Annotated in this window: 21 protein-coding genes; 18 read left to right on the top strand and 3 right to left on the bottom strand. The window is 42.3% G+C overall.

All coding sequences use genetic code 11. The features are described 5' to 3' along the window. Window positions 1-408: 408 nt before the first annotated feature. Together LG003_RS03915 and LG003_RS03920 are read right to left on the bottom strand one after the other, a co-directional pair. On the bottom strand, window positions 409-1,923 hold the full coding sequence (locus LG003_RS03915; RefSeq protein WP_112879409.1) for an MFS transporter: 1,515 nt from the start codon (window positions 1,921-1,923) through the stop codon (window positions 409-411). Window positions 1,924-2,099: 176 nt separating this feature from the next. Beyond that, on the bottom strand, window positions 2,100-2,705 hold the full coding sequence (locus LG003_RS03920; protein WP_112879410.1) for a DUF1062 domain-containing protein: 606 nt from the start codon (window positions 2,703-2,705) through the stop codon (window positions 2,100-2,102). Window positions 2,706-3,596: 891 nt separating this feature from the next. On the opposite strand from LG003_RS03920, the gene LG003_RS23340 reads away from it, so the two are divergent. From LG003_RS23340 to LG003_RS03950, 7 genes are all read left to right on the top strand, one after another. Continuing rightward, window positions 3,597-3,872, top strand: coding sequence for a glycosyltransferase family 9 protein (locus LG003_RS23340; RefSeq protein WP_158537802.1), 276 nt, complete (start codon window positions 3,597-3,599; stop codon window positions 3,870-3,872). Between the two features lie 1,274 nt (window positions 3,873-5,146). Then, window positions 5,147-5,659 (top strand): fimbrial protein, encoded by a 513-nt coding sequence (locus LG003_RS03925; protein WP_112879414.1) that lies wholly within the window; start codon window positions 5,147-5,149, stop codon window positions 5,657-5,659. A 64-nt stretch (window positions 5,660-5,723) separates the two neighbouring features. Beyond that, complete coding sequence (locus LG003_RS03930) at window positions 5,724-6,392, top strand: fimbrial biogenesis chaperone (RefSeq protein ID WP_262980202.1); 669 nt, start codon at window positions 5,724-5,726, stop codon at window positions 6,390-6,392. Between the two features lie 23 nt (window positions 6,393-6,415). Further along, a complete protein-coding gene (locus tag LG003_RS03935) occupies window positions 6,416-8,896 on the top strand; it encodes a fimbria/pilus outer membrane usher protein (protein WP_262980203.1) in 2,481 nt (826 codons plus the stop codon). A gap of 27 nt (window positions 8,897-8,923) precedes the next feature. Then, entirely contained in the window at window positions 8,924-9,892 is a 969-nt protein-coding gene (locus tag LG003_RS03940) for a fimbrial protein (protein ID WP_262980204.1), read from the top strand. A gap of 221 nt (window positions 9,893-10,113) precedes the next feature. Next, entirely contained in the window at window positions 10,114-11,127 is a 1,014-nt protein-coding gene (locus LG003_RS03945; RefSeq protein ID WP_262980205.1) for a fimbrial protein, read from the top strand. A gap of 45 nt (window positions 11,128-11,172) precedes the next feature. Then, complete coding sequence (locus tag LG003_RS03950; RefSeq protein WP_262980206.1) at window positions 11,173-11,916, top strand: 4'-phosphopantetheinyl transferase family protein; 744 nt, start codon at window positions 11,173-11,175, stop codon at window positions 11,914-11,916. Between the two features lie 76 nt (window positions 11,917-11,992). Here LG003_RS03950 and hpaR read toward each other — a convergent pair whose 3' ends face one another. Continuing rightward, window positions 11,993-12,439: a homoprotocatechuate degradation operon regulator HpaR gene (gene hpaR, locus LG003_RS03955; RefSeq protein WP_262980207.1), complete on the bottom strand. Its 447-nt coding sequence runs from the start codon at window positions 12,437-12,439 to the stop codon at window positions 11,993-11,995. 386 nt (window positions 12,440-12,825) lie between these two features. On the opposite strand from hpaR, the gene LG003_RS03960 reads away from it, so the two are divergent. From LG003_RS03960 to hpaA, 11 genes are all read left to right on the top strand, one after another. Continuing rightward, on the top strand, window positions 12,826-13,458 hold the full coding sequence (locus tag LG003_RS03960) for a fumarylacetoacetate hydrolase family protein (RefSeq protein WP_262980208.1): 633 nt from the start codon (window positions 12,826-12,828) through the stop codon (window positions 13,456-13,458). Beyond that, on the top strand, window positions 13,455-14,216 hold the full coding sequence (locus tag LG003_RS03965) for a fumarylacetoacetate hydrolase family protein (protein ID WP_262980209.1): 762 nt from the start codon (window positions 13,455-13,457) through the stop codon (window positions 14,214-14,216). Before LG003_RS03960 ends, LG003_RS03965 begins: the two co-directional genes overlap by 4 nt. Continuing rightward, complete coding sequence (gene hpaE, locus LG003_RS03970; protein ID WP_262980210.1) at window positions 14,216-15,682, top strand: 5-carboxymethyl-2-hydroxymuconate semialdehyde dehydrogenase; 1,467 nt, start codon at window positions 14,216-14,218, stop codon at window positions 15,680-15,682. The genes LG003_RS03965 and hpaE overlap by 1 nt, the downstream gene beginning before the upstream one ends. A gap of 64 nt (window positions 15,683-15,746) precedes the next feature. Then, window positions 15,747-16,625: a 3,4-dihydroxyphenylacetate 2,3-dioxygenase gene (gene hpaD / locus LG003_RS03975; RefSeq protein ID WP_112879424.1), complete on the top strand. Its 879-nt coding sequence runs from the start codon at window positions 15,747-15,749 to the stop codon at window positions 16,623-16,625. A gap of 15 nt (window positions 16,626-16,640) precedes the next feature. Next, complete coding sequence (locus tag LG003_RS03980; RefSeq protein WP_112879425.1) at window positions 16,641-17,027, top strand: 5-carboxymethyl-2-hydroxymuconate Delta-isomerase; 387 nt, start codon at window positions 16,641-16,643, stop codon at window positions 17,025-17,027. Between the two features lie 2 nt (window positions 17,028-17,029). Beyond that, a complete protein-coding gene (locus LG003_RS03985) occupies window positions 17,030-18,259 on the top strand; it encodes a Bcr/CflA family multidrug efflux MFS transporter (RefSeq protein WP_192881055.1) in 1,230 nt (409 codons plus the stop codon). Beyond that, on the top strand, window positions 18,249-19,721 hold the full coding sequence (locus LG003_RS03990; RefSeq protein ID WP_262980211.1) for an NAD-dependent succinate-semialdehyde dehydrogenase: 1,473 nt from the start codon (window positions 18,249-18,251) through the stop codon (window positions 19,719-19,721). The genes LG003_RS03985 and LG003_RS03990 overlap by 11 nt, the downstream gene beginning before the upstream one ends. 4 nt (window positions 19,722-19,725) lie before the next feature. After that, window positions 19,726-20,529, top strand: a complete 804-nt coding sequence (gene hpaH, locus LG003_RS03995; protein WP_214054350.1) for a 2-oxo-hept-4-ene-1,7-dioate hydratase — start codon at window positions 19,726-19,728, stop codon at window positions 20,527-20,529. Between the two features lie 11 nt (window positions 20,530-20,540). Further along, a complete protein-coding gene (hpaI, locus tag LG003_RS04000; protein ID WP_262980212.1) occupies window positions 20,541-21,347 on the top strand; it encodes a 4-hydroxy-2-oxoheptanedioate aldolase in 807 nt (268 codons plus the stop codon). Between the two features lie 96 nt (window positions 21,348-21,443). Then, window positions 21,444-22,820, top strand: a complete 1,377-nt coding sequence (gene hpaX / locus LG003_RS04005; protein ID WP_112879428.1) for a 4-hydroxyphenylacetate permease — start codon at window positions 21,444-21,446, stop codon at window positions 22,818-22,820. Window positions 22,821-22,845: 25 nt separating this feature from the next. Further along, on the top strand, window positions 22,846-23,730 hold the full coding sequence (gene hpaA, locus LG003_RS04010) for a 4-hydroxyphenylacetate catabolism regulatory protein HpaA (RefSeq protein WP_112879429.1): 885 nt from the start codon (window positions 22,846-22,848) through the stop codon (window positions 23,728-23,730). Window positions 23,731-23,872: the final 142 nt, after the last annotated feature.

Below are 23,872 nucleotides of genomic sequence, written 5' to 3' on the forward strand. Positions count from 1 at the left end.
GGCTCTTTTAAATAGCGGCGGTCTGTTCCGCGGTAAAAAAATGACAGCGCAAAATAGCCATCATTTAATACGTGGCGTTAGCGAGAACAATAGACCGCGTCCAGCTGAGTAGGATGGAGTGGAGACAAGTAACAGAGAATTTCACTCTCTAAATATTATGACCACAAGATCACGATATTTGTCATATGAACATGAAAAAATGTGATAAATATCACATAAAACAGCTAATTAATCGCTATCAATGTCTGGAGTGAATAAAAAAAGGTCACCGGGTTGAATATCAAGGCAAAACCCAAGCGTGCCCATGAAGCTAAATGAGGAAGGGAACCAGCAAAAAAGCGGTTCCCTTATTCAACCATTAGCTTCCTATTAAGAAACGACTGGTACAATCAATCCTGCTCACCGATTTCACTGACGATGAATCGCAGCATGAGATGTATCACTCAGTGAGGAGCGACGAAAATTGAACCATACCAACACCGCTATTATCAGGAGAAGCAGGGACGCAGCGCCCATCACAGAAAAAACAGCATCGTCGAACGCTGACTTAGCAAGACTTACCAAAGCCTGCCCCGCATCCGGCGCCATTCCTTTAGCCGCAGTCAACGCGCCATCAATACCATCTTTAGCCGCATCGTAGATGGGAGAATTTACTGGAATTTCAATAAAATAGCTATAGATGACTGACATAATACTACCCATGATAGCAATGCCCAACCCACCGCCCAATTCATAGGAAACCTCTTCAACGGACGCCGCCATACCTGCCCGATTTGGCGGTACAGCCTGCATGATAGTACTGGACGCCGCAGTCATTGTTGCCCCGATACATGTCCCCAGCACAAAAAAGCAAACTACCTGCACAGGTAGAGACATTGAGAAACTCGCCATGAGAGCCAGTATGGCAAAGGCATACACCAGCAAAGAGGTAATGAGGAATCGTTCACTGCCTAAACGAGGAAGAATCCAACCACTCACAGGACTTGCGACAATCGCACCCAATGAAAAAGGCAGAAAATAGAGCCCGGCTTGCAAAGGTGTTAATGACAATACCAATTGCAAACGCTGGCTTAACACCAAATTAATACCCATCAAACAGGCGGAAGCCACTAGCCCAGAGATAACCGCAGATGAAAAGGCTGGGCTTTTAAAAAGGTTAAAGTCAATCAATGGATGCACACTACGTTTCTGCCGTCGAATAAACAGCGCCAGAAAACCTATCGTCAAGGTGAAAGTGACCAATATCCCGATATAGGAGGGATCTTGTTTGGCAAACTCCTTGATGGCATAGGCGAAACTTATCAAGACAACCATGATCTGCAATGAGCCAATAAGATCCCACGGATGAGACGAATCTGTTCTCGCCGTTGGGACAAACAACCACGACAGAATTAATGTCACAATCACCAGAGGAACGTTGATCAGAAACACTGATCCCCACCAAAAATATTCAAGCAATAAGCCGCCAATCAGGGGACCTATTGCCGCGCCGCCAGAGGCAACCGCTGTCCAAATCCCAATGGCAAATGATTTCTCATCTTCATCTTCAAATGTCAAAGCGATAATCGACAATGTGGCAGGCATCATTATTGCCGCGCCAACCCCTAATAATGCCCGAAAAACAACCAACATTTCTGGCGAATAAGAGTAGGCCGCTATCAAGGATGAGAAGCCAAAGATGATGAGACCATAAACAAACAACCGTTTATGCCCAATGCGATCTCCCAAGGTACCCGCGCCTAGCAACAGCCCAGAGACGACAAGAGGATAGATATTCACTATCCATAACTTTTCCGTTGTATTCGCCCCCAAACTGTGGGTCAGACTCGGTAACGCGGTATATAACACTGTCATATCGATAGCAACCAGCGATAACGCGACTGAAACAGCAGTGAGCACCCACCATTTCTTTATCATATTCATTTCATTCATCCATTCTTACTGCTATACCCGTTATCTTTCAAGTTGCCTCTTTGTTAGCTGCACTCACTCACCCCGGTCACATCGTTATCTATGCTCCCGGGGATTCACTCCCTTGCCGTCGCAATGCATCTTGAAATCCATAGGGTATATGTCATCTCCAGAAAATCTGGCGTCATTTAGACGCAATAACTATCATATTCTTGCAATAAATTGTTAACGTTAATACTAAGAGTGATATCTCGCTTTAACTTTTTATTTAATTCCGTTTCAGTTACCCCCTGAATAGTGCCTTGATTAACGAGCCTAGCCACTCGACTACGTGACAATGAAAGCTTTTTGGTCAAGATTGAGATCAATCTGATAGGAATGGGATATTCAAGCTGAATTGTGATCTCTGCCGCTGGAATTTGGGTGATATCCTGAAGCTCTTTACCTTCTATGATAAAGTCAGGAGCAGCGCCGAGTTCGGCTCTATTTTTTGCCAATACTCGATAATCAAAAGCATATCGCCGTATTTCATCTTGATCATTGTGCAAAAACCGTTCATACAAATTGCTTTCCAATTTGTTTACATGAATCCTGGAAAAAATATCAATATTCCAAGTGTAATCACATTTTTCACATTTATAGATGTTCCACACATCTAAAACTTTTTTTTGCGCATTAACCCTAAAAGTGCCGGCTGGATAAAACTCCTTTTTTACTTCACAGCTAGGGCAACGTTTCAAAATGGCCTGATAGCCTACAGGCCTTACTAACCAGATAACATTTCTATTTGTCATGATAGATCCACGTTTAAATTGGTTAAATAAGTTACGGCTAAATTGGTCAATTTCAGATCTGATTTTGATGATATTCTATAACATCAGATCTTGAAACCCTTTATCAATTCGTTGCTTAGTGACATTAATGTTTATGTTTTGCAGATCTTGGTACAGCACACAGCATTCAGATAACAGATGAGACGGAATGACCTTTTTTATATCCCCACCTGAAACTGTTGCATGTTAGGTAGAACACCTGCCTCATATCATGCTTTTACCAGGGCAACAGAACATTACCCTCCAACAGTAGCTAAGCTTGTTCCCCAATTATGATAAGCTCGATGTAAGCGATTTCAGGGAGTTCCGTATTAATTACGATATGCAATTTACGGATACAAAAGTTACCATGACCACTTCATGGTATCGAAAGTTACAATATTATTAGCACTATTTGCCCATATGTTAGTTAACAACAAATGAAAATTGCAATTTTACACCGTAATGGCCTTGGTGATTTAATTTGCACTCAACCATTAATCAAATATTTACAATATAAATTTCCCATAGCAGAGATCCATCTATTTATCGAATCTAACAATAAGGAATTAGCTGATTATCTTTGCCCTGAAGTTACAATATACCCAATGGATTTCAAGATGCATCGCGACGGCAAGGGAGTGAATCCCCGGGAGCATAGATAACTATGTGACCGGGGTGAGTGAGTGCAGCCAACAAAGAGGCAACTTGAAAGATAACGGGTATACATATTATTCCCAGAGGAAATAAATATATTACGACTCTGGGAACCGCATTGAAATGGCGTAAATTACATTTTGATATCGCCATTTCAGCAAAACCCACCCCCATGAAACTGAATAATCTATTTTTATGGCGTTTAGGGACCCAAAAATGTTTAGAAATTATTTTCCAAATGTGAGATTTATTATCTCCACTCTTCGACATGACAGATCAAATGCTGAGAAATTATCTGCAATGATAAGAGACCAAACTCAAATAGTAGAATGCCAATCATTACACTCTTTTTTATCACTTCTCAACAGTACCGATCTGATCATTGTCAGTGATGGTGGAATATGCCATTTAGCCGCCGCGTTAAACAAAAAATTACAAGCTGTAGGTAAAGTTATTTACACTTACTCATGCGAATGCGCAGTAACTTGTTAACTGTTTCGATGTCACTCCACCAAACAGAAACGCTAAATGTATATGTATACACCACATAGATGACATCTGTTAACGCCGCAGTTCCAGCTCAATTAATTTCTTCCATGACTAAAACTGTGATTAATGATTTTGACGATGAAATATACAGCCACATCGATAGCAATAGAATATCCGAATTAATAATAAGACAAAAATGAATCAATTTGTCTAATTTATATCATGATGAAAAATAAGACATTAAATAAACATCATTATTATTTCTTGATTAAATTAACTCAATCAATCGATTAATTTAATTTTATAACACAATGAAATAGAAAGAAATTTTAATTAATTTCAAAAAAAATACTATTTTTTTGTTTAAATTGTTGAAAAAGATCATATTTTAGTTAATACTACTTTCCATCGAGTGAGAATAAAACTAAAGCAAAGACGAAATTCTGAATTGGAAATCAACTTAAGGTTCTAAGAAAAATAAGAAGAAATTTTCGTTATCTTAACTGTGGTTAAGATGGCAGTTTATCCGATCGTATTAATATCATTAATGCGATGGCATTACATATTACGGTTTGCCCAATCAGAATATTCACTTTCTTTGAGTAAGATACTAGTGCGTTGAGTAGCTATAGACTACTTTTATTAATATCGCTATTGAATCTCCATTTCAATAAAAATAGTGAAGATGAATCTATCCATATGATGTACTATGTACCTTGCCTATAAGCACTTTTCACTACGTTATTAGCAATACATTAAAAGAATTTTGTTATACCCTATGGATTTCAAGATGCATCGCGACGGCAAGGGAGCGAATCCTTGGGAGCATAGATAACTATGTGACCGGGGTGAGTGAGTACAGCCAACAAAGAGGCAACTTGAAAGATAACGGGTATATTAACACGGGGCTTATCGTGTCGTAGGGTTTTAAACATCTTAATAAAAATAAGAATTATTACTAACAACACGAATAAGCTTACAAGAATAGATGATATCTCAGAGAAAAAACCATTCTTTTCTATATCAAAAATCAATATCATAAATTTATTATCAACAATATAAATACACAGACTATAACATGGTGAGAAACAATGACTAATTTATGATAAACTAAAAATATATGTAAAAAATGGTTAAAAATGCGATTGCATTCTATACCATGATAAAAATGACTTCAATGATATTATCAACCATTAAACTATCCTAATGGTCAGATATATATTTTTATTGGATAGACAAGACTAAAAAACATATTTATTAAGGTAAGGCGTTTTTAAATGAAAAAGAATTTTATTTTGGCTTCTTTAGTGACGGTATCAGCAGTTTTCAGTAGTTTCAGTGCGTTATCTTATGATGGAACAATTAAATTCCGAGGTACTATCCTTGCGAACGGCTGTACTATTAGCAGCGGTAGTAAAGGAATTCAAGAAGTTAATTTTGGCAAAATACCAAAAGAAAGATTTAAGAACGCAACGGGAACCATAGTAGCTTCTCAGTTATTTAAAATTGATTTAACCAATTGCCCCGGTTCAGATATAGATATCCAATTTTTCGGTACTCCAAACTCCGATGATCGTAATTTGTACTCTTCAAACGTTTCCGGCGTCGGTATTCAGCTCACTAAAGATGATAATACAACTAAAATAAATGCCAACGAAAAAGTATCTGGTTATAAAATCACAGGAGGAAATACCAGCATCCCTCTTATAGCAAAATTACAATCAACCCATGCTACAATAGGTCATGGTACTATTAATTCAGACGTAAACTTCACACTTATATACCCATAAAATAAGCTAAATACTTTATTAAAGCTAACTTAACAAAATATTATTTATAACTAAAGGAGTAAAAATGCTTCGCTTTATTACTCCCTTTTTGCTTGTCTTTTTTATGGGACAAGTACAAGCAGGGATTACTTTAGGTGGAACTCGCCTGATCTATAATGGCTCACAAAAAGAAGCCTCGATTTCTATCACCAACTCGGATATAGAAAGACCTTACCTTGTACAATCATGGGTAGATAATATCGATAATAGCCAAAATAAAGTACCGTTCGTTATTACCCCGCCATTGTTTAAGATGTCGAAAGAGAGCGAGCACCAAATCCGTGTTTCATATATCGGCAATCATCTGCCAGCGGATCGTGAATCGATATTTTTACTCAATGTCAATGCGATTCCGGCAGTTGAAAAAAATGACAATAGCAAGATGATCATCACGATAAAAAACATTATCAAACTGATTTATCGTCCATCAGGGCTATCTGATAACGATGCTAATGATGCCATTAATCGTTTGGCAGCATCACGTAATGCCAATGGTGTTCAATTAACTAACCCCACAGCTTATTACGTTAATCTTAATGAGATGAAAATTGACGGAACATTAATACCCAGACCCGGATTTATTCCTCCTTTTAGTCATAAAGTATTTGCAACCAAAAATGGCATAAAAAGCGTAATTCTGACTGCTATCAATGATTACGGTGGCACAACAGAAGAGCGCCAGTTTAATTTCTGATAATATTGTCTGATGAGTGTATTGTGAAAAGAATAATCAGTTTTGCTTTAATGATTTGTTGTTTATCGTTGCCAGCATATGCGGAGCTGTATTTCGATATCAATGCATTACAATTATCAGACGAAGACAGAGAAAATATTAATCTGGAGAGTCTGGCAAAAACTGACTCCTACATTCCTGGTGTCTATAAAGTTAACGTTATCGTCAATAAAAAGGATATTGGCATTAAAAGCCTATCCTTTATTGACTGTGGTGAGAAACTTTGTCCTGAATTATCTATCCGTTTACTGAAAGAAATCGGGGTAAAAATAACAAGCTTCCCTGAATTAGCATCACTTGCTGAACAAGAAATCATTTCTCAACCAGAAAAATATATCCAACATGCATCAGCAGAACTGGATTTAAGTCAGCTTACTTTGAACCTAAATTTTCCTCAGGCCGCCATGCAATCACAAATCAGGGGAGATATCTCTCCTGATCAATGGGATGATGGTCTGCCTATGTTTTTCACCAATTACCATCTGACAGGAATGCAATCCTGGAATAAAAATCAAAGTGAACAGAATCAATATCTGAATTTACGTAGTGGTTTTAATTTAGGTCCGTGGCGAATTCGTCATAATAGTTACTACAACCATACGGGTACAACATCTGAATGGCAATCGCTTAAAGCCTATGCTGAACGGGATATTCGCTCATTGAGATCTCGGCTGGTATTGGGTGAAACATCCACCGATAGCATGGTATTCGATAGTTTCACTTTTAATGGCATTAAATTGATGTCTGATAGCCAAATGTTGCCCGATAGCCAGCAAGGGTTTGCGCCTGTTGTCCGCGGTATTGCGATGACTCACGCAAGAGTAGAAGTGCACCAGAAAGATAATATTATTTATCAGACTTTTGTTCCACCAGGCGCTTTTGAAATTACCGATATTTACCCCAGTAACCTGAATGGTGATCTGGAAATATCCATTCATGAAGAAAATGGCAATGTCAGAAAATTTACTCAGCCCTTTGCTGCCTCACCATTGATGATCCGTACCGGTCAAATAAAATATTTTGCTAATATCGGTAAATTCAGTGGTGGCAAACAGGCCAGTAAAAAAAGATTTATTCAGACAGAAGCGATTTACGGGTTATGGGATAGCACCACCATTTATGGTGGAGTCATTGTTTCTTCTGACTATCAAAGTCATGCATTAGGTTTAGGGCATAATCTGGGAAAAATTGGGGCGGTGTCAATCGATGTCACCAATGCAGCAACTCATTTTCCAAATGGAGAAAAGAAAAGAGGACAATCTTATCAGATACGCTACAGTAAAGGTTTTACTGAAACCAATACAACAGTGACATTAGCAGGTTATCGCTACAATACCAATGGTTATTATAGCTTTAGCGATGCCAATAATAACCACCCATTTGCTGATAATAACAGAAATAGCTCGCCTAAAAACCGGATGCAAATAACGATGGGTCAAAGCTTAGGACAATATGGCAGTCTTTCATTATCGGCTTGGCAGCAAGATTACTGGCAAGATAAAACCCGTAAGAATCAGTCATATTCTATGTCCTATAATTCTAATATTCATGATATCTCTTTGTCATTGAGCTATAATTACCATCGTAATCGCTCAAGTATTAATAATGATCAAGTGTTTTCATTCAATATCAGTATTCCTCTGGATAAATGGCTGCCATCAGATAATCACAGCGCATCGGTAGATTATGATACCGCTTATAACACCAACGGTAGCAGCCAGCATTCAATGACATTATCCGGCTCTTTACTGGAACAACAAAATCTGAACTATATGATTTCTCAGGATTACAGCTACGAAAAATCAGAGAAAGAAAAACAATCAGGTAATGCCGCCAGTCTATATTACAGAGGTTCATATGGTTCAATTAATGTAGGCTATACCACTGATCATAGAAAAAATCAGCGGGTTAATTATGGATTAGAAGGCGCAATTATTGCCCATCCCTATGGCGTTACCCTGGCGCAAAATATTTGCGAAAGCGGCGCCAGTGCCTTAATTCGTGCCCCTGGCGCAACCAATGCCAAAGTACTGAATAATAGCTCTATAAGTACAGATTGGCGGGGATATACCATTGTGCCTTATATATCGCAGTATCGGGAAAATATGTTATCTCTTGATACCAATACACTCGGTGATGACGTAGATACTGATAATCCAACCACTAAGGTCATTCCAACCAAGGGGGCATTGGTATTGGCGGATTATTCTATTCGTGTCGGTCATCGAGTATTTTTAACTTTACAACATAACGGTAAGAAACTCCCATTCGGCACAGTAATTACTGGCCCAAATGGTGTCAATGGTATGGTGAATGAAAAGGGAGAAGTTTTCCTCAGTGGTGTAAGTGACACAACAAAATTAACAGCCGATTTAGGCGATAAACAAAGCTGTCATATTCAATTCGATAGTAAATTATATCAAAAAATTAATGGTATTATTTTGACTTCATTGCGTTGTCAGTAATTAAAATAGTATTTACCCAGGGAAAGCATGAAAAATAAATTAATTACATTAGCAACATTATTACTAATACTACTCAACGTTACAAAATCAATTGCCTCATGTAAATTACACAGAGATTTTAAAGCGATTGATTTAAATGTTGATATAAATGAAATTATCAATGCAGACTATAATATCCGAAGACCTATTACCATCGCTGAATACGGTCCTATGGAGCTGGCTAACAAAATAGGAATTAAAGCCGATTCCCCCATTGCTAGCTGTGATAATAATGAAAATATATCTTTCGAAACAACATCAGGGAGAATAGGATTCTCTAAAGAGAGTGGTAGGATAAAAACCAGTGTAGATAATTTATATTTTTCCGTATCTTATGATGGAGATGGGAAGGGTAGCTCTCATGATGGCATCCATAGAAAAATAACGTTAAGAGATATCGGTAAAATAACAATCTATCTTATTCAAACGAGTGATATCAAATCAGGCTCCATACTAAAAAGAGGGTTGATATCTTCTTTATCAACAAGTGATGGTAAAAAGTTAATAAATATCAAATATAACAAGGACAATATAATTGGCAGTCAAAGCTGTATGACATCCACACCCTATAAAGAAATAAAACTTGGAAGGATGAATACTTCTTCATTTAAAGGGAAAGGCTCTACTGCTGGCCGTAATAGCTTTTATATTCTCATTCAATGCAAAGATAAAAATATCCCCACTATTAAGTTCACAGGAGAAGTAGTGAGCCCAAGTCTAAATAGCATTGTTAAACTACATCAATACAGCGAGGGAAAAACCGCCAAAGGTATTGGTGTTCAATTGTTACATGAAAATAATCCTGTTTATATGGATACACCTCTTACTATAACTGAATGGAGAGGTCAAAAAGATCTTTATTATTTACCGCTTACTGCCCACTATTACCAAATAGATGATAAAGTAACCGGTGGAAAAGCTAATGCAACAATACACTTCACAATTGAATACAAATAGCTTTACAACTCCCTCTATTGATATTAGCATATTAACATTATGCTAACATATAAAAAGCGAAACTCTCCGCAGTCGTGTTAACAAATAATTAAAAGCAGATTTATACGAGAAATAAATCTGCTCTATTAATTTCACCAGTAAATTATATCAGAAAGATAATAGCATTATTCTGGCTTCATTGAATTATCGGCAATTAAGAATAAATCTCAACTGGAATATATATGAAACGCTACTTAATGATAATCACAATATTTACATTAATATTACTCAGTATTATAAACACATACGCACGCTGCTTATTAAATGCAAAACAGATTAGCTTAGATATTGAGCTTAATAGTATTAACATTAATCCCAATATAAATGAGAAAAAAAGCATTCTTGTTGGCGAGTTTAGACCATTGCAACTCGCCCAACTCATGAATATTAATGAAAATACGCCGCTTCTTAATCCCCATGATTGTGATCCAACAGGAGAACCGCTTATTTTTACGGGAGATGTATATCCATCTAAAGCTGGAAATACACCTCATGGCACAGGTATGATAACCACAGGAATAGATAATCTCTATTTCTATCTTATTGCCTCTGGAGAAGAGGAAAACATGAAATTACCCACAACAAACGGCAGTAATTACATTTATAAATATAAAGATGGAATGACATTAAAAGATATAGGGAAAATCAGTGTTTATCTTTACCAAGAAGGAATATTGCCATCCGGTAAAGTACTCAGGCCAAGAAAGATTGCTATGTTACAGACACTTGCAGGTACAGAATTAATAAGAATAAAAACTAAAAATAACTATACGATAAAAATTCAAACTTGCTCGACAACAACCCCAAGGCCAATGGTCGATTTTGGTCGTGTGAAGAGTTATTTATTTAAAGGTATCGGCTCTACTGCGGGTAATGCGGGTTTTAATATCGAAATTAAATGTACAGAAAGTGTTAAACCCAAAATTACTTTTTCAGGAGAAAAAATAAATTATGCCCCAGATAGTATAATTCAATTAAATAACCCTAATAGTAAAAATACAGCTAAAGGAGTTGGTATACAAATCTTATATATGGGAACAACACCTGTTTCTCTGGAAAATCCGCTAGTTTTCGGCTATGCAGCAACAAACGTCACCTATAAATTACCTTTCACTGCCCGCTATTACCAAACCGATGAGAAAATAACAGGTGGAAAAGCTAATGCCACAGCATATTTTACCATTCAATATGAATGATATTAAGTATAAACTGTAAGATATCTCATTATCTGGATAATAAACATGGAACAAACAGTTATACACACCAATCAAGCACCGCTGCCAAAAGATGGCCGTGGATTTATCACTCAAATCGAGTATGGAACGGTTGTTAAACACCCCCAAGTACATTTCTGGCAAGCTCGCTTTGAACTTTCACATTATCACGATGAATTGTTCAATCAATTAAATCTCCCCTTCCCTGACACATTAGCTAAAGCCGTCAAGAAACGACGAGCTGAATATCTGGCAGCACGTTATTGCGCCAGACAACTTTTAGCACAATTAGGGCAACCTGAATTTAATTTGATCTCTGGTAATGATCGCGCTCCAATCTGGCCGGAAGGTATTTGCGGTTCTGTTTCTCATTCATCTCATTGTGCAATTGTGCTGGCTGCACCGCAAATTCATAACCGATTAATTGGTGTCGATGTAGAAGCTATCGTCGATCGTCAAAATATAGATGAAATCACAAAAATGATTGTGAATGACAAGGAAATTCAACTTCTGAAACATTGTCATTTACCACTTGAACAAGCATTTACCCTTGCCTTTTCGGTAAAAGAGAGTTTGTATAAAGCACTCTATCCACAAGTAAAACGGTTCTTTGGCTTTGAAGCGGCTGAAATTACTGCCCTATCCCTAGAAAATAATGAAATAACATTAGTGTTGCGGGAAACTCTCACCCATCATTACCCAACAGGTACACTATTTCGCGGGCAATTTATTATCTACCCACAGGAAATATTAACGCTAATTATTCAATAGCTAAAACTAATAATTGCTGATTCTGCTCAGCAATTTCACTATTATTTATTACCATCATTTTCAATAAAGATTCTATTTACTTGATATCCTTTTCCGTATTTATCAGTGAGTTATTGCCCACAGCAATTAATTCTTCCAACAAAGCTGAGAGCTGAACCAATTTTTCCGGCGAAAAGGCTTTTTCAATCGCCTGATATCCTTGTTCTACCTGCTCTTTCGCCTTTTCATAAAGTTTCTGGCCATCCGGCGTTAAAGAAACATAAAGTTTGCGTTGGTCATTCATCGGTTTAAGACGAAAGATCAATCCGTCACGCTCCATGCGAGTCAATATCCCAGTCAGACTTGGACGAAGAATACAGGTCTGGCAAGACAAATCATAAAAATCAATTGACCGATTACCAGACAGTACACGAATAATACGCCACTGCTGTTCAGTCAGATTATGACTCTTAAGGATTGGACGAAAAAAACCCATTGCGGTTTCTCGCGCCTGAAGTAATGCAATTGTCAGAGATTCATGCATGGGTAATGAAGGCTCTTATCTTAGTTAATCACTGATTTACTCTCTGTTGAAAGTACTATCTCATTCTATAACCACAATAAAAAAGACTAGCACGTCCCTCAGTCAACCACAAAGAAAAAATCATAAAAATATTAATAAGTAAACAAAAATAAACCGCAAAAATAAAGTTAATAAAAAGTTAATGTTAGAGTAATGCTTTTATCCAAAAAAAGATTAATATATTGATTAATAATGATAAAAAACAAATTTAGTGGAGATATTGTTACTGAGATCACAATTAAAATTAACAAACACATTAACATGTTGCAACAACGCGATCCTTGGTTTATTAATATATTAATAAACGCATCTTAAAACCGCCTGTTTAAGTTCATGAGGAATCGTTAATGAAAGGCACTGTCTTCGCCGTCGCCCTCAACCACCAGAGCCAGGTAGATTTCTGGCATGATTCATTTCAGCAAGCACCTTATAACACCTTACCTAAAACACCGGTGTGGTTCATTAAACCACGCAATACCGTTATCACTTGCGGTGAGACAATTCCCCATCCTGCGAATGAAGAGGTCCAAAGCGGAGCGACATTGGCATTAGTGATAGGTAAAACTGCTCGCAAAGTTGCCGTTGAAAATGCAGCCGAATATATCGCGGGTTATGCATTAGCTAATGAAGTCAGCCTGCCTGAAACCGCGTTCTATCGTCCGGCAATAAAAGCTAAGTGTCGTGATGGTTTTTGCCCTATAGGCCAAATGACCAATCCCGAATCCATTGATGCGTTAGATATCATTACCGAAATCAATGGTCAGGAAGTCGAGCGCTGGTCAACAGCCGATCTGGTGCGTTCAGCCACGGAATTAGTTGCAGCATTGAGTGATTTCGCCACCCTCAAAGAGGGGGATGTGATCCTGCTTGGAACGCCACACCAACGCGTGGCTATCAAACCGGGCGACAAAGTTGTTATTCGGGCAGCGGGTTTCCCATCACTGGAAAATCAGGTTGTGCAAGTGGGAGAAAAAGCATGAAACACGCAAGAGTTCACTATCAAGGCCGCGATTTGCTTGTTACCGTCGATGAACAGGAAAATGTCTGTCTGCCTGATGGCAGCAAAATCACCGGCGAATCCGTTCAATGGCTGCCACCCGCAAACGGTACCCTGTTTGCCCTCGGTTTGAATTATGCAGATCACGCCACTGAGCTGGAATTTAAGCCCCCCAAAGAACCGCTGGTTTTTATCAAGGCCGCCAATACGCTAACCGGTCATCGTCAGGTTTCCGTTCGCCCTGATAATGTGGAATATATGCATTATGAAGCCGAGCTGGTTGTTGTCATCGGCAAAACCGCCTACAAAGTCGCTAAAGAACAAGCGATGGATTACGTTGCCGGGTACACCGTCTGTAACGATTACGCAATCCGTGACTATCTGGAAAACTACTATCGCCCTAATCTCCGGGTAAAAAGCCGCGATACATTGACTCCCATCGGTCCGTGGTTCGTTGATAAAGAAGATGTACCCGATCCGCATAATCTGACATTAAGCACCTGGGTTAATGGTGAATTGCGTCAACGCGGCACAACGGCTGATCTGATTTTCAATATCCCATTCTTGATCGCTTATCTAAGCGACTTCATGACGCTGCAACCGGGAGACATGATCGCTACCGGCACGCCAAAAGGATTATCCGATGTGGTTCCGGGAGATGAAATTATTGTTGAAGTTGAAGGTGTAGGGCGTCTGGTCAACCGTATTGTCAGCCAGCAAGAGTATGAGGAGAGTCTGTAATGACCGTAATTAACCATTGGATCAACGGCAAAAACGTCAGCAGTAAAACCTATTTTGAAACCACAAACCCGGCTACCGGCGAAGTGCTGGCTGAAGTCGCTGCCGGTGGTCAGGAAGAGATTGATCAAGCCGTCGCCGCCGCAAAGGCAGCATTCCCCAAATGGGCCGATCTGCCGATGAAAGAACGTGCTCGCCTGATGCGTCGTTTGGGTGAGCTGATCGATGAGAATGTGCCTGAAATCGCCGCAATGGAAACCAAAGATACCGGTCTGCCCATTCATCAAACACAAAATGTCCTGATCCCTCGCGCTTCTCACAACTTCAACTTCTTTGCTGAAATTTGTCAGCAAATGAACGGCCATACCTATCCCGTTGATGACAAGATGCTCAATTATACGCTGGTGCAACCCGTTGGCGTTTGTGCGCTGATTTCTCCGTGGAACGTGCCATTTATGACTGCAACCTGGAAAGTTGCACCCTGTCTGGCGCTAGGTAACACCGCAGTGCTGAAAATGTCAGAACTTTCCCCATTAACCGCAAACCGTTTAGGGGAATTGGCACTAGAAGCCGGTATCCCTGCCGGTGTGCTAAATGTGGTTCAGGGATATGGCGCTACCGCTGGTGACGCGCTGGTGAAACATCACGATGTACGGGCAGTTTCGTTTACCGGCGGCACAGTAACCGGTCGTCAGATTATGAAAAATGCCGGCCTGAAAAAATATTCAATGGAGCTAGGGGGTAAATCTCCGGTTCTGATCTTCGAAGATGCGGATATTGAGCGGGCACTGGATGCCGCGCTGTTCACCATTTTCTCTATCAATGGTGAACGTTGTACCGCCGGTTCACGCATTTTCATTCAGGAAAGTATCTACCCTGAGTTTATTAAGCGTTTTGCGGAACGCGCTAATCGTTTGCGGGTGGGTGATCCACAAGATCCAACCACCCAGATCGGTGCACTTATCAGCAAGCCGCATTGGGAGAAAGTCTCCGGTTACATCCGTCTGGGAATAGAGGAAGGTGCAACGTTGCTGGCTGGTGGACCAGACAAGCCCATCGATTTGCCGACACACCTGAAAGAGGGCCACTTCCTGCGCCCAACGGTGCTGGCGGATGTTGATAATCGTATGCGGGTTGCTCAGGAGGAGATCTTCGGCCCTGTCGCCTGCCTGTTGCCATTCAAGGATGAAGCAGAAGGTCTGCGCCTGGCAAATGATGTGGAGTACGGTCTGGCTTCTTATATCTGGACGCAGGATGTCAGCAAGGTATTGCGTCTGGCCCGTAATATTGAAGCCGGCATGGTATTCGTCAATACCCAGAACGTCCGTGACCTGCGTCAACCATTCGGCGGCGTGAAAGCCTCCGGCACCGGCCGTGAAGGCGGTGAATACAGTTTTGAAGTGTTTGCTGAGATGAAAAACGTCTGTATCTCTATGGGGGATCATCCAATCCCACGTTGGGGGGTATAACCGTTCCGTCAGCGTTAACCACGGCGAATTCCGGTTCGCCGTCCTGATATCAAATGAGGATTTTATGGGTAAGTTAGCGTTAGCAGCCAAAATTACACATGTGCCATCCATGTATCTGTCTGAACTACCGGGGAAGCATCATGGTTGCCGTCAGGGAGCGATTGATGGTCACAAAGAGATCAGTCGCCGTTGTCGCGAAATAGGTGTCGATACCATTATTGTGTTTGATACGCACTGGTTGGTGAATAGTGCCTATCACATCAATTGCGCCGACCATTTCTCCGGCATTTACACCAGTAATGAATTACCCCACTTCATCCGGGATATGAGTTATGAATATGACGGTAACCCTGAATTGGGACAAATGATCGCAGAAGAGGCACGCAATGTCGGCGTACGCGCTCAGGCGCATGAAATCCCAAGCCTGAAACTGGAGTACGGCACGCTGGTACCAATGCGTTACATGAACAGTGACCGACATTTTAAAGTTATCTCGGTCTCCGCATTCTGCACGGTCCATGCTTTTGAAGATAGCCGTCGTCTTGGAGAGGCAATTCTGACAGCGATTGAGAAATATGACGGCACCGTGGCGGTACTCGCCAGTGGTTCCCTTTCTCACCGCTTTATTGATGATCAACGCGCTGAAGAGGGCATGAATAGCTATACCCGAGAATTTGATGAACAGATGGATCATCGGGTAGTTCAGCTCTGGAAAGAGGGCAAATTCAAAGAGTTCTGCAAGATGCTGCCGGAATATGCAGATTATTGTTATGGCGAAGGCAATATGCACGACACGGTGATGTTATTAGGTCTACTCGGTTGGGATAAATATGACGGTAAGGTGGAATTTCTGACTGAACTGTTTGCTAGTTCCGGCACCGGGCAAGTCAACGCCGTATTTCCACTACCTGATTACATCACCGATAAACCCGCGATCCCCTGATTAGGAGCAACTTATATGCCACATTTTTATGCTGAATGTACGGAAAACATCCGCGAACAAGCCAATTTGCCTGAGTTGTTTGCCAAAGTGAATCAGGCGCTGGCCGAGACCAGTATTTTCCCATTAGGCGGCATACGCAGCCGCGCCATCTGGCTGGATACCTGGCAAATGGCCGATGGTCAACATGATTACGCCTTCGTCCATATGACACTGAAAATCGGCGCAGGACGCAGCCTTGAAAGCCGTCAACAGGTTGGTGAAATACTATTCACTCTGATCAAACAACATTTTGCCTCGCTGATGGCACAACGTTACCTTGCCCTCTCTTTTACAATGGAAGAATTAGACCCGGTATTGAACTACAAACAAAACAACGTCCACGCCTTGTTTCGTAAGGAGTAGTGATGCCGAAGCCCTTTCATCCGCATCCTCCTCGCTGGTTAATCCCTTTATTAGGCGCGCTGGTGGCCTTCGGGCCTCTGTCGATTGATATGTACCTGCCCGCCTTGCCGGAAATGGCAAGGCAATTACAGGCAACACAAGGGCAGATGCAACATACCTTAGGCTCATTTTTCGCCGGTTTCTGTATCGGTATGCTGTTATACGGCCCACTGAGCGACCATTTAGGGCGCAGAAAACTGCTGCTCAGCGGTATAACATTATTTGTCGTTGCCAGTGCGTTGTGTACCTTGGTGACACAAGTTGAACACTTGATTTTACTGCGCTCATTACAGGCATTTGGCAGTGGCGCCGCAGTGGTCATGGGCCGAGCTATCGCCCGTGATATCTATGGTCCGCAGGAATTACCACGCGTGCTATCACTCATGACCTTAGTGACCATGATAGCGCCGCTTATCGCCCCATTACTTGGTGGTTTATTGTTAACCTATTTCAATTGGCAAGCCATATTTACGCTATTGAGCCTATTTGGTTGTATCAGTGGGATATTATTACTATTTTTCTTGCCAGAAACGCTACCCGCTCAGAGTAACAATGGAAAACTTATCACCGCTTTTAAAAATTACGGCAAGTTACTGACTGACGGTGAAGCGATGGCAACTATCGGCACATTAGCCTTTACTTGTGCCGCTATGTTCGCATTTATCAGTGGTTCCCCTTTCGTTTATATCAATTATTTTCAGGTTCCGGCAAATTACTACGGCTTACTGTTCGCCTGTAATGCGCTAGGCATGATGGCAATGGTGCTGCTCAATGTTCGTTTACTAAAAGTCTACGATCTTTCTCGTCTGTTATTCATTCAAACCAGTGCTCAACTGCTGTTTGGCATCTTACTGGTTATCTTTTATCAACAAAGTCTGACTGTAATCGTCATTTTGGTCGTACTGTTTATCTCGCTGGTTAATGCCATTGGTACTAACAGCCTCTCTTTATTACTTCAACATCGCGGTCAACTTGCCGGCAGCGCCAGCGCACTCGCTATTTCCGCGCAATTCGCTATGGCCGCACTCGCCAGTGTTGCCGTCTCTTTACTCCAAGATGAAACCCCTTTTGCGATGGCCCTTGTAATGACAGTTTGTGCTGGATTGTGTTGGTTATGCCAACAGCTAGCCACTTTCTACCAGCGAAAACCTCTCACACAAGTGTCTTCAGGAGAAAAAAATCATGACAAATAATGTAAATACAGAATTACTGCGTCAACAAGCTTATATCAACGGACAGTGGACTGATGCCGACAACCAAGCAACTTTTAAGGTGACTAACCCGGCAAACGGTGAAGTTATTGCCCACGTCAGTAATATGGGCGCCGCTGAAACAGAACGCGCAATTGCAGCCGCTCAGCAAGCCCTGCCTGCCTGGAGAGCCATGACAGCCAAACAACGCAGCCAGATCCTGCAACATTGGTTTCAGTTAATGCTGGCAAATCAACAGACACTGGCTGAATTGTTGAGCCGGGAGCAAGGGAAGCCACAGACAGAAGCTATGGGCGAGATCGCTTATGGCGCCAGTTTCATCGAATGGTTCGCGGAAGAAGGTAAACGTACCTACGGTGAAACCATTCCAAGCCCATTGCCCGGTCGCCGGATTGCCACGATCAAACAACCTATTGGCGTTGTGGCAGCCATTACACCGTGGAACTTCCCCAACGCCATGATCACCCGCAAGGTTGGCCCTGCTCTGGCAGCGGGCTGCACGGTGATCCTAAAACCCGCCTCGGAAACCCCACTTTCCGCTCTGGCTCTGGCCGCGCTAGCGGAACAAGCCGGCATTCCCGCAGGGGTATTCAATGTGGTGACTGGCATCGATGCGAAAACCATCGGCGGGGTTATGACCCAAAGCCCGATTGTTCGCAAACTCTCTTTTACTGGTTCAACCCGTGTCGGTAAGCTCTTGATGGCACAAAGTGCCGACACCGTGAAAAAGCTATCACTGGAATTGGGCGGCAATGCACCATTTATCGTTTTTGATGATGCTGATATTGATGCCGCGGTACAAGGAGCGTTGATAGCTAAATTCCGCAACAGCGGTCAAACCTGTGTTTGCGCTAATCGAATTTTGGTGCAGGAAACCATTTATGACACCTTCGCCGAACGTCTGGCACAAGCCGTTAATCGGTTGCAGGTTGGCCCGGCCAACGATGCCAAATCACAACAAGGCCCACTGATCAATCAAGCCGCCGTCGATAAAGTCGAGGAACATATCAACGATGCCGTTTCTCGTGGCGCACGCATATTAGCCGGAGGTAAACCACACGCTCTTGGCGGTCTGTTCTTCGAACCTACCGTATTAGCTGATGTCAATAAATCCATGCTTATCTCCCAAGAAGAAACGTTCGGCCCTATTGCTCCCCTGTTCAAATTCCGTGATGAAGCAGAAGCCATCCATCTGGCAAATGAGACTGAATTTGGGCTGGCGGCTTATTTTTATTCCCGCGATATCGGCCGGATCTACCGTGTGGCAGAAGCACTGGAGAGCGGCATGGTCGGGATCAATGAAGGTTTGATCTCTAATGAAGCCGCCCCATTTGGCGGCATTAAACAATCGGGCCTGGGACGTGAAGGTTCTCGTTACGGTATCGAAGATTATCTGGAAGTGAAATACCTCTGCTTTGGTGGCATAGAGGACACAGGAGTTTAACCGCATGTTACAGAAAGAAGTCGTATCACAGGTTGCACATCGTCTGCATCAGGCAGAAAAAAGCCGTGAACAAATACGCCAGATCTCATTGGATTACCCTGAAATCACCATCGACGATGCTTATGCTATTCAGCGTCACTGGGTGGAGTTGAAAATTGCCGAAGGTCGCGTACTCAAAGGCCATAAAATTGGCCTGACCTCAAAGGCCATGCAAGCCAGTTCACAAATCAGTGAGCCAGATTATGGCGCTCTGCTGGACGATATGTTTTTCCCTGATGGCAGTGATATTCCATGTGATCGCTTTATTGTGCCCCGTATTGAGGTCGAACTGGCATTTATCCTGGCAAAACCTTTGCGTGGCCCAAACTGCACCCTGTTTGATGTTTACAATGCGACCGATTACATCATTCCAGCGTTGGAATTGATCGACGCCCGTTGCCATAACATCGATCCGGAAACCAAGCGTCCACGTAAAGTGTTCGATACGATTTCTGACAATGCCGCCAACGGCGGCGTCATTATGGGCGGCCGCCCAATTAAACCCGATCAGTTTGATCTGCGCTGGATCAGCGCCCTGCTCTATCGCAATGGTGTGATTGAAGAATCCGGTGTCGCGGCTGCGGTACTTAATCATCCGGCTAATGGTGTCGCATGGTTAGCAAACAAACTGGCCCCACATGGTGTTCAGCTTGAAGCGGGGCAAATCATTCTCAGCGGCTCTTTTACCCGCCCGGTTCCAGCCAATAAAGGGGATACCTTCCATGTGGATTATGGCCCCATCGGCGCTATCAGTTGCCGTTTTGTTTAAGGAGGAAAAATATGGATCGGTTAACCAATAAATTTAAACAGGCGTTAAAAACAGGCCGCCCACAAATCGGTCTATGGTTGGGGCTTTGTAACCCCTATAGTGCTGAATTAGTGGCCGGAGCCGGTTTCGACTGGCTACTTATTGATGGCGAACATGCACCGAACGATGTTCAGACGATTTTAAGCCAATTGCAAGCCATCGCCCCTTATCCAAGTCATCCCATTGTGCGCCCGCCCTGGAATGATCTGGTCATCATAAAACAACTACTGGATATCGGCGCCCAAACGTTATTAATCCCCATGATACAAAACGCCGAGCAGGCTTACGAAGCGGTTCGCGCAACCCGTTATCCACCGGCGGGTATCCGTGGTGTGGGTAGCGCTCTGGCAAGAGCTTCCCACTGGAACAGAATTCCTGATTATCTGCATCGTGCCAACGATGAAATCTGCGTTCTGGTTCAGGTAGAAACCCGTGAAGCACTCCGTAACCTGCCGGAAATCCTCAAAGTAGACGGTGTGGATGGTGTTTTTATCGGTCCGGCGGATCTAAGTTCCGACATGGGCTTTACCAATAATCCGCAACATCCTGAAGTGAAAGCCGCAATTGAGCAGGCAATCGCCCAAATCAAAGCAGCGGGTAAAGCGCCGGGCATTCTGATGTCAGCACCCAATGTTGCCGAGCATTACCTGAAACTCGGCGCTCTATTCGTTGCTGTTGGTATTGATACAACTTTACTGGCTCGGACAGCGGAAGCACTGGCAGCACGATTTATCGCGAATAAAGATCTGCCGGCAGCACCTTCACCCGGTGTTTATTAATCTCAGCAATCACAATTTAACAACCGATTTACTCAATAAGCTTTTAATTTCCTAAACAACGTAATACACATAAAACAGTAATTAAGGAAAATGATAATGAGCGATTCATCAACTGCCGTGCAACAGCCGGAGCTTCCGGTTGGTCAACATAAACCGCTAACGGCACAACAGCAATCCGTCATTAATAAGCTATTCCGTCGTCTGATTATTTTCCTGTTCGTCTTATTTGTATTCTCGTTTCTGGATCGAATTAATATTGGGTTTGCCGGCCTGACAATGGGTAAAGATCTTGGACTGAGCGCAACGATGTTTGGTCTGGCAGCAACACTATTCTATGTCACTTATGTCATCTTCGGTATTCCTAGCAATATCATGCTCAGCATTGTCGGGGCGCGACGCTGGATAGCCACGATCATGGTGCTCTGGGGGATCGCCTCCACTGCCACCATGTTTGCCACCGGACCAACCAGTCTGTATATCTTGCGTATGCTGGTTGGTATCGCCGAAGCAGGTTTCGTGCCGGGTATCCTGTTGTATCTGACTTACTGGTTCCCGGCTTACTATCGCGCCCGTGCCAATGCGCTGTTTATGGTGGCCATGCCGGTGACGATGGCGTTTGGTTCTCTGGCTTCCGGTTATATTCTGGAAATGGATGGCCTTCTGAACCTTCACGGCTGGCAATGGTTATTCTTGCTGGAAGGTTTTCCTTCGGTACTACTGGGAATTGTCGTTTGGTTCTATCTTGATGATTCGCCAAAACGCGCTAAATGGCTGACAGATGAAGACAAAAAATGCTTACAAGAGATGATGGATAACGACCAGCCCACTCAGGTTCAACCGGTAAGCTCATCAACGCATCAGGCAATGCAAAAACCCAGTATATGGCGTGAAATTTTCGCGCCAATCATGCTGATGTATACCCTGGCCTACTTCTGTCTAACCAATACCCTGAGCGCGATTAATATCTGGACGCCACAGATTGTACAAAGCTTCAATCAGGGCAGCAGTAACATCATGATCGGCATTCTGACCGCTATTCCTCAGTTTTGTACCATCATCGGGATGGTTTACTGGAGTCGCCGTTCAGACCGGTTACAAGAACGTAAAATGCATACGGCGCTACCCTATCTATTCGCCGCTGCGGGCTGGATATTGACCTCATTGACTCACCACAGTGTCATTCAGCTCACTGGGATTATTATGGCTTCAGCCGGTTCATTTACCGCAATGGCGGTCTTCTGGACAACTCCGGATCAAGCTATCAGTTTACGCGCAAGAGCGATCGGCATTGCAGTTATTAGCGCTACAGGTAACATAGGTTCAGCACTCAGCCCGTTATTAATCGGCTGGCTGAAAGATCAGACAGGGAGCTTTAATACCGGTCTCTATTTCGTTGCTGGGTTACTGGTCATTGGCGCAGCCATTATCTGGCTGATCCCAATGAAACACGCGAGACAAAGAGCAGCACCGTAATTTTCAATAAAAAGGAAAAACCATCATGGCTGAACCTATCATTGCCAACATTGATATCAGCAAGGATTATGATGAAACCCAAGGCACTGATGATGTGCATTATCAGACCTTTGGCCGGATGGCGGCATTTTTCGGTCGTAATATGCAAGCTCATCGTCACGATGGTTTCTTCCAACTTCATTTTTTGATCACCGGACATATTGAATTACAGTTGGATGCTCAACACTATTCTGTACAGGCCCCGCTGTTTATCCTGACACCTCCCTCCGTTCCCCACGCTTTTTTCACTCAAGATGACAGTGACGGATATGTCCTTACCGTACGGCAAGATCTGATATTACCGTTATTGGAATCACTCTATCCGGCTAATAAAGATATTCTTGATATTCCGGCTATTTGCTTATCCGTCGCGGATAAACCTGAAGAGCTAGCCGCTTTTAATCACTATTGGGCGTTAATCGCCCGCGAATCATCTAATAACTTTATTGGTCGAGAGCAATCGTTGACATTCCTGGCACAAGCTATATTTACCCTGTTATTACGCAATATTCCTCTTGATGATCACCCGATTAATGGCGTGCGAGGAGAAATTAAATTATTTCAGCGCTTTAACCAATTAATAGATAATCATTATCATCATCATCTTTCCGTACCGGAATATGCCCATAAGTTAGATATTACAGAATCTCGGTTAAAAGATATGTGCCGTCGATTCACTAACCGTCCACCAAAACGACTCATCTTTGACCGTCAACTACGTGAAGCCAAACGGCTATTATTATTCAGTGATTGCCCAGTATTTGAAGTGGCTTATCAGCTTGGATTTAAAGATCCAGCTTATTTTGCCCGTTTCTTTAATCGATTAGTTGGCTGCTCACCTAGTCATTGGCGAGAAAAAAATATTCACTAAAAATAAATATCCATGCTAATTATACCAAGACCGGCATTTTCATTCGGCTTGTGAAGCCAACCTCCTGCTATTAATTCGTGCTAAACTGACTCATTTTTATTACGAAATCTCTTCCAAGAATTAAAATTCTGAATATACTGAG

It is taken from the genome of Photorhabdus kleinii (assembly GCF_025384885.1).
In the GTDB taxonomy this organism is placed as follows: Bacteria; Pseudomonadota; Gammaproteobacteria; order Enterobacterales; family Enterobacteriaceae; genus Photorhabdus; species Photorhabdus kayaii.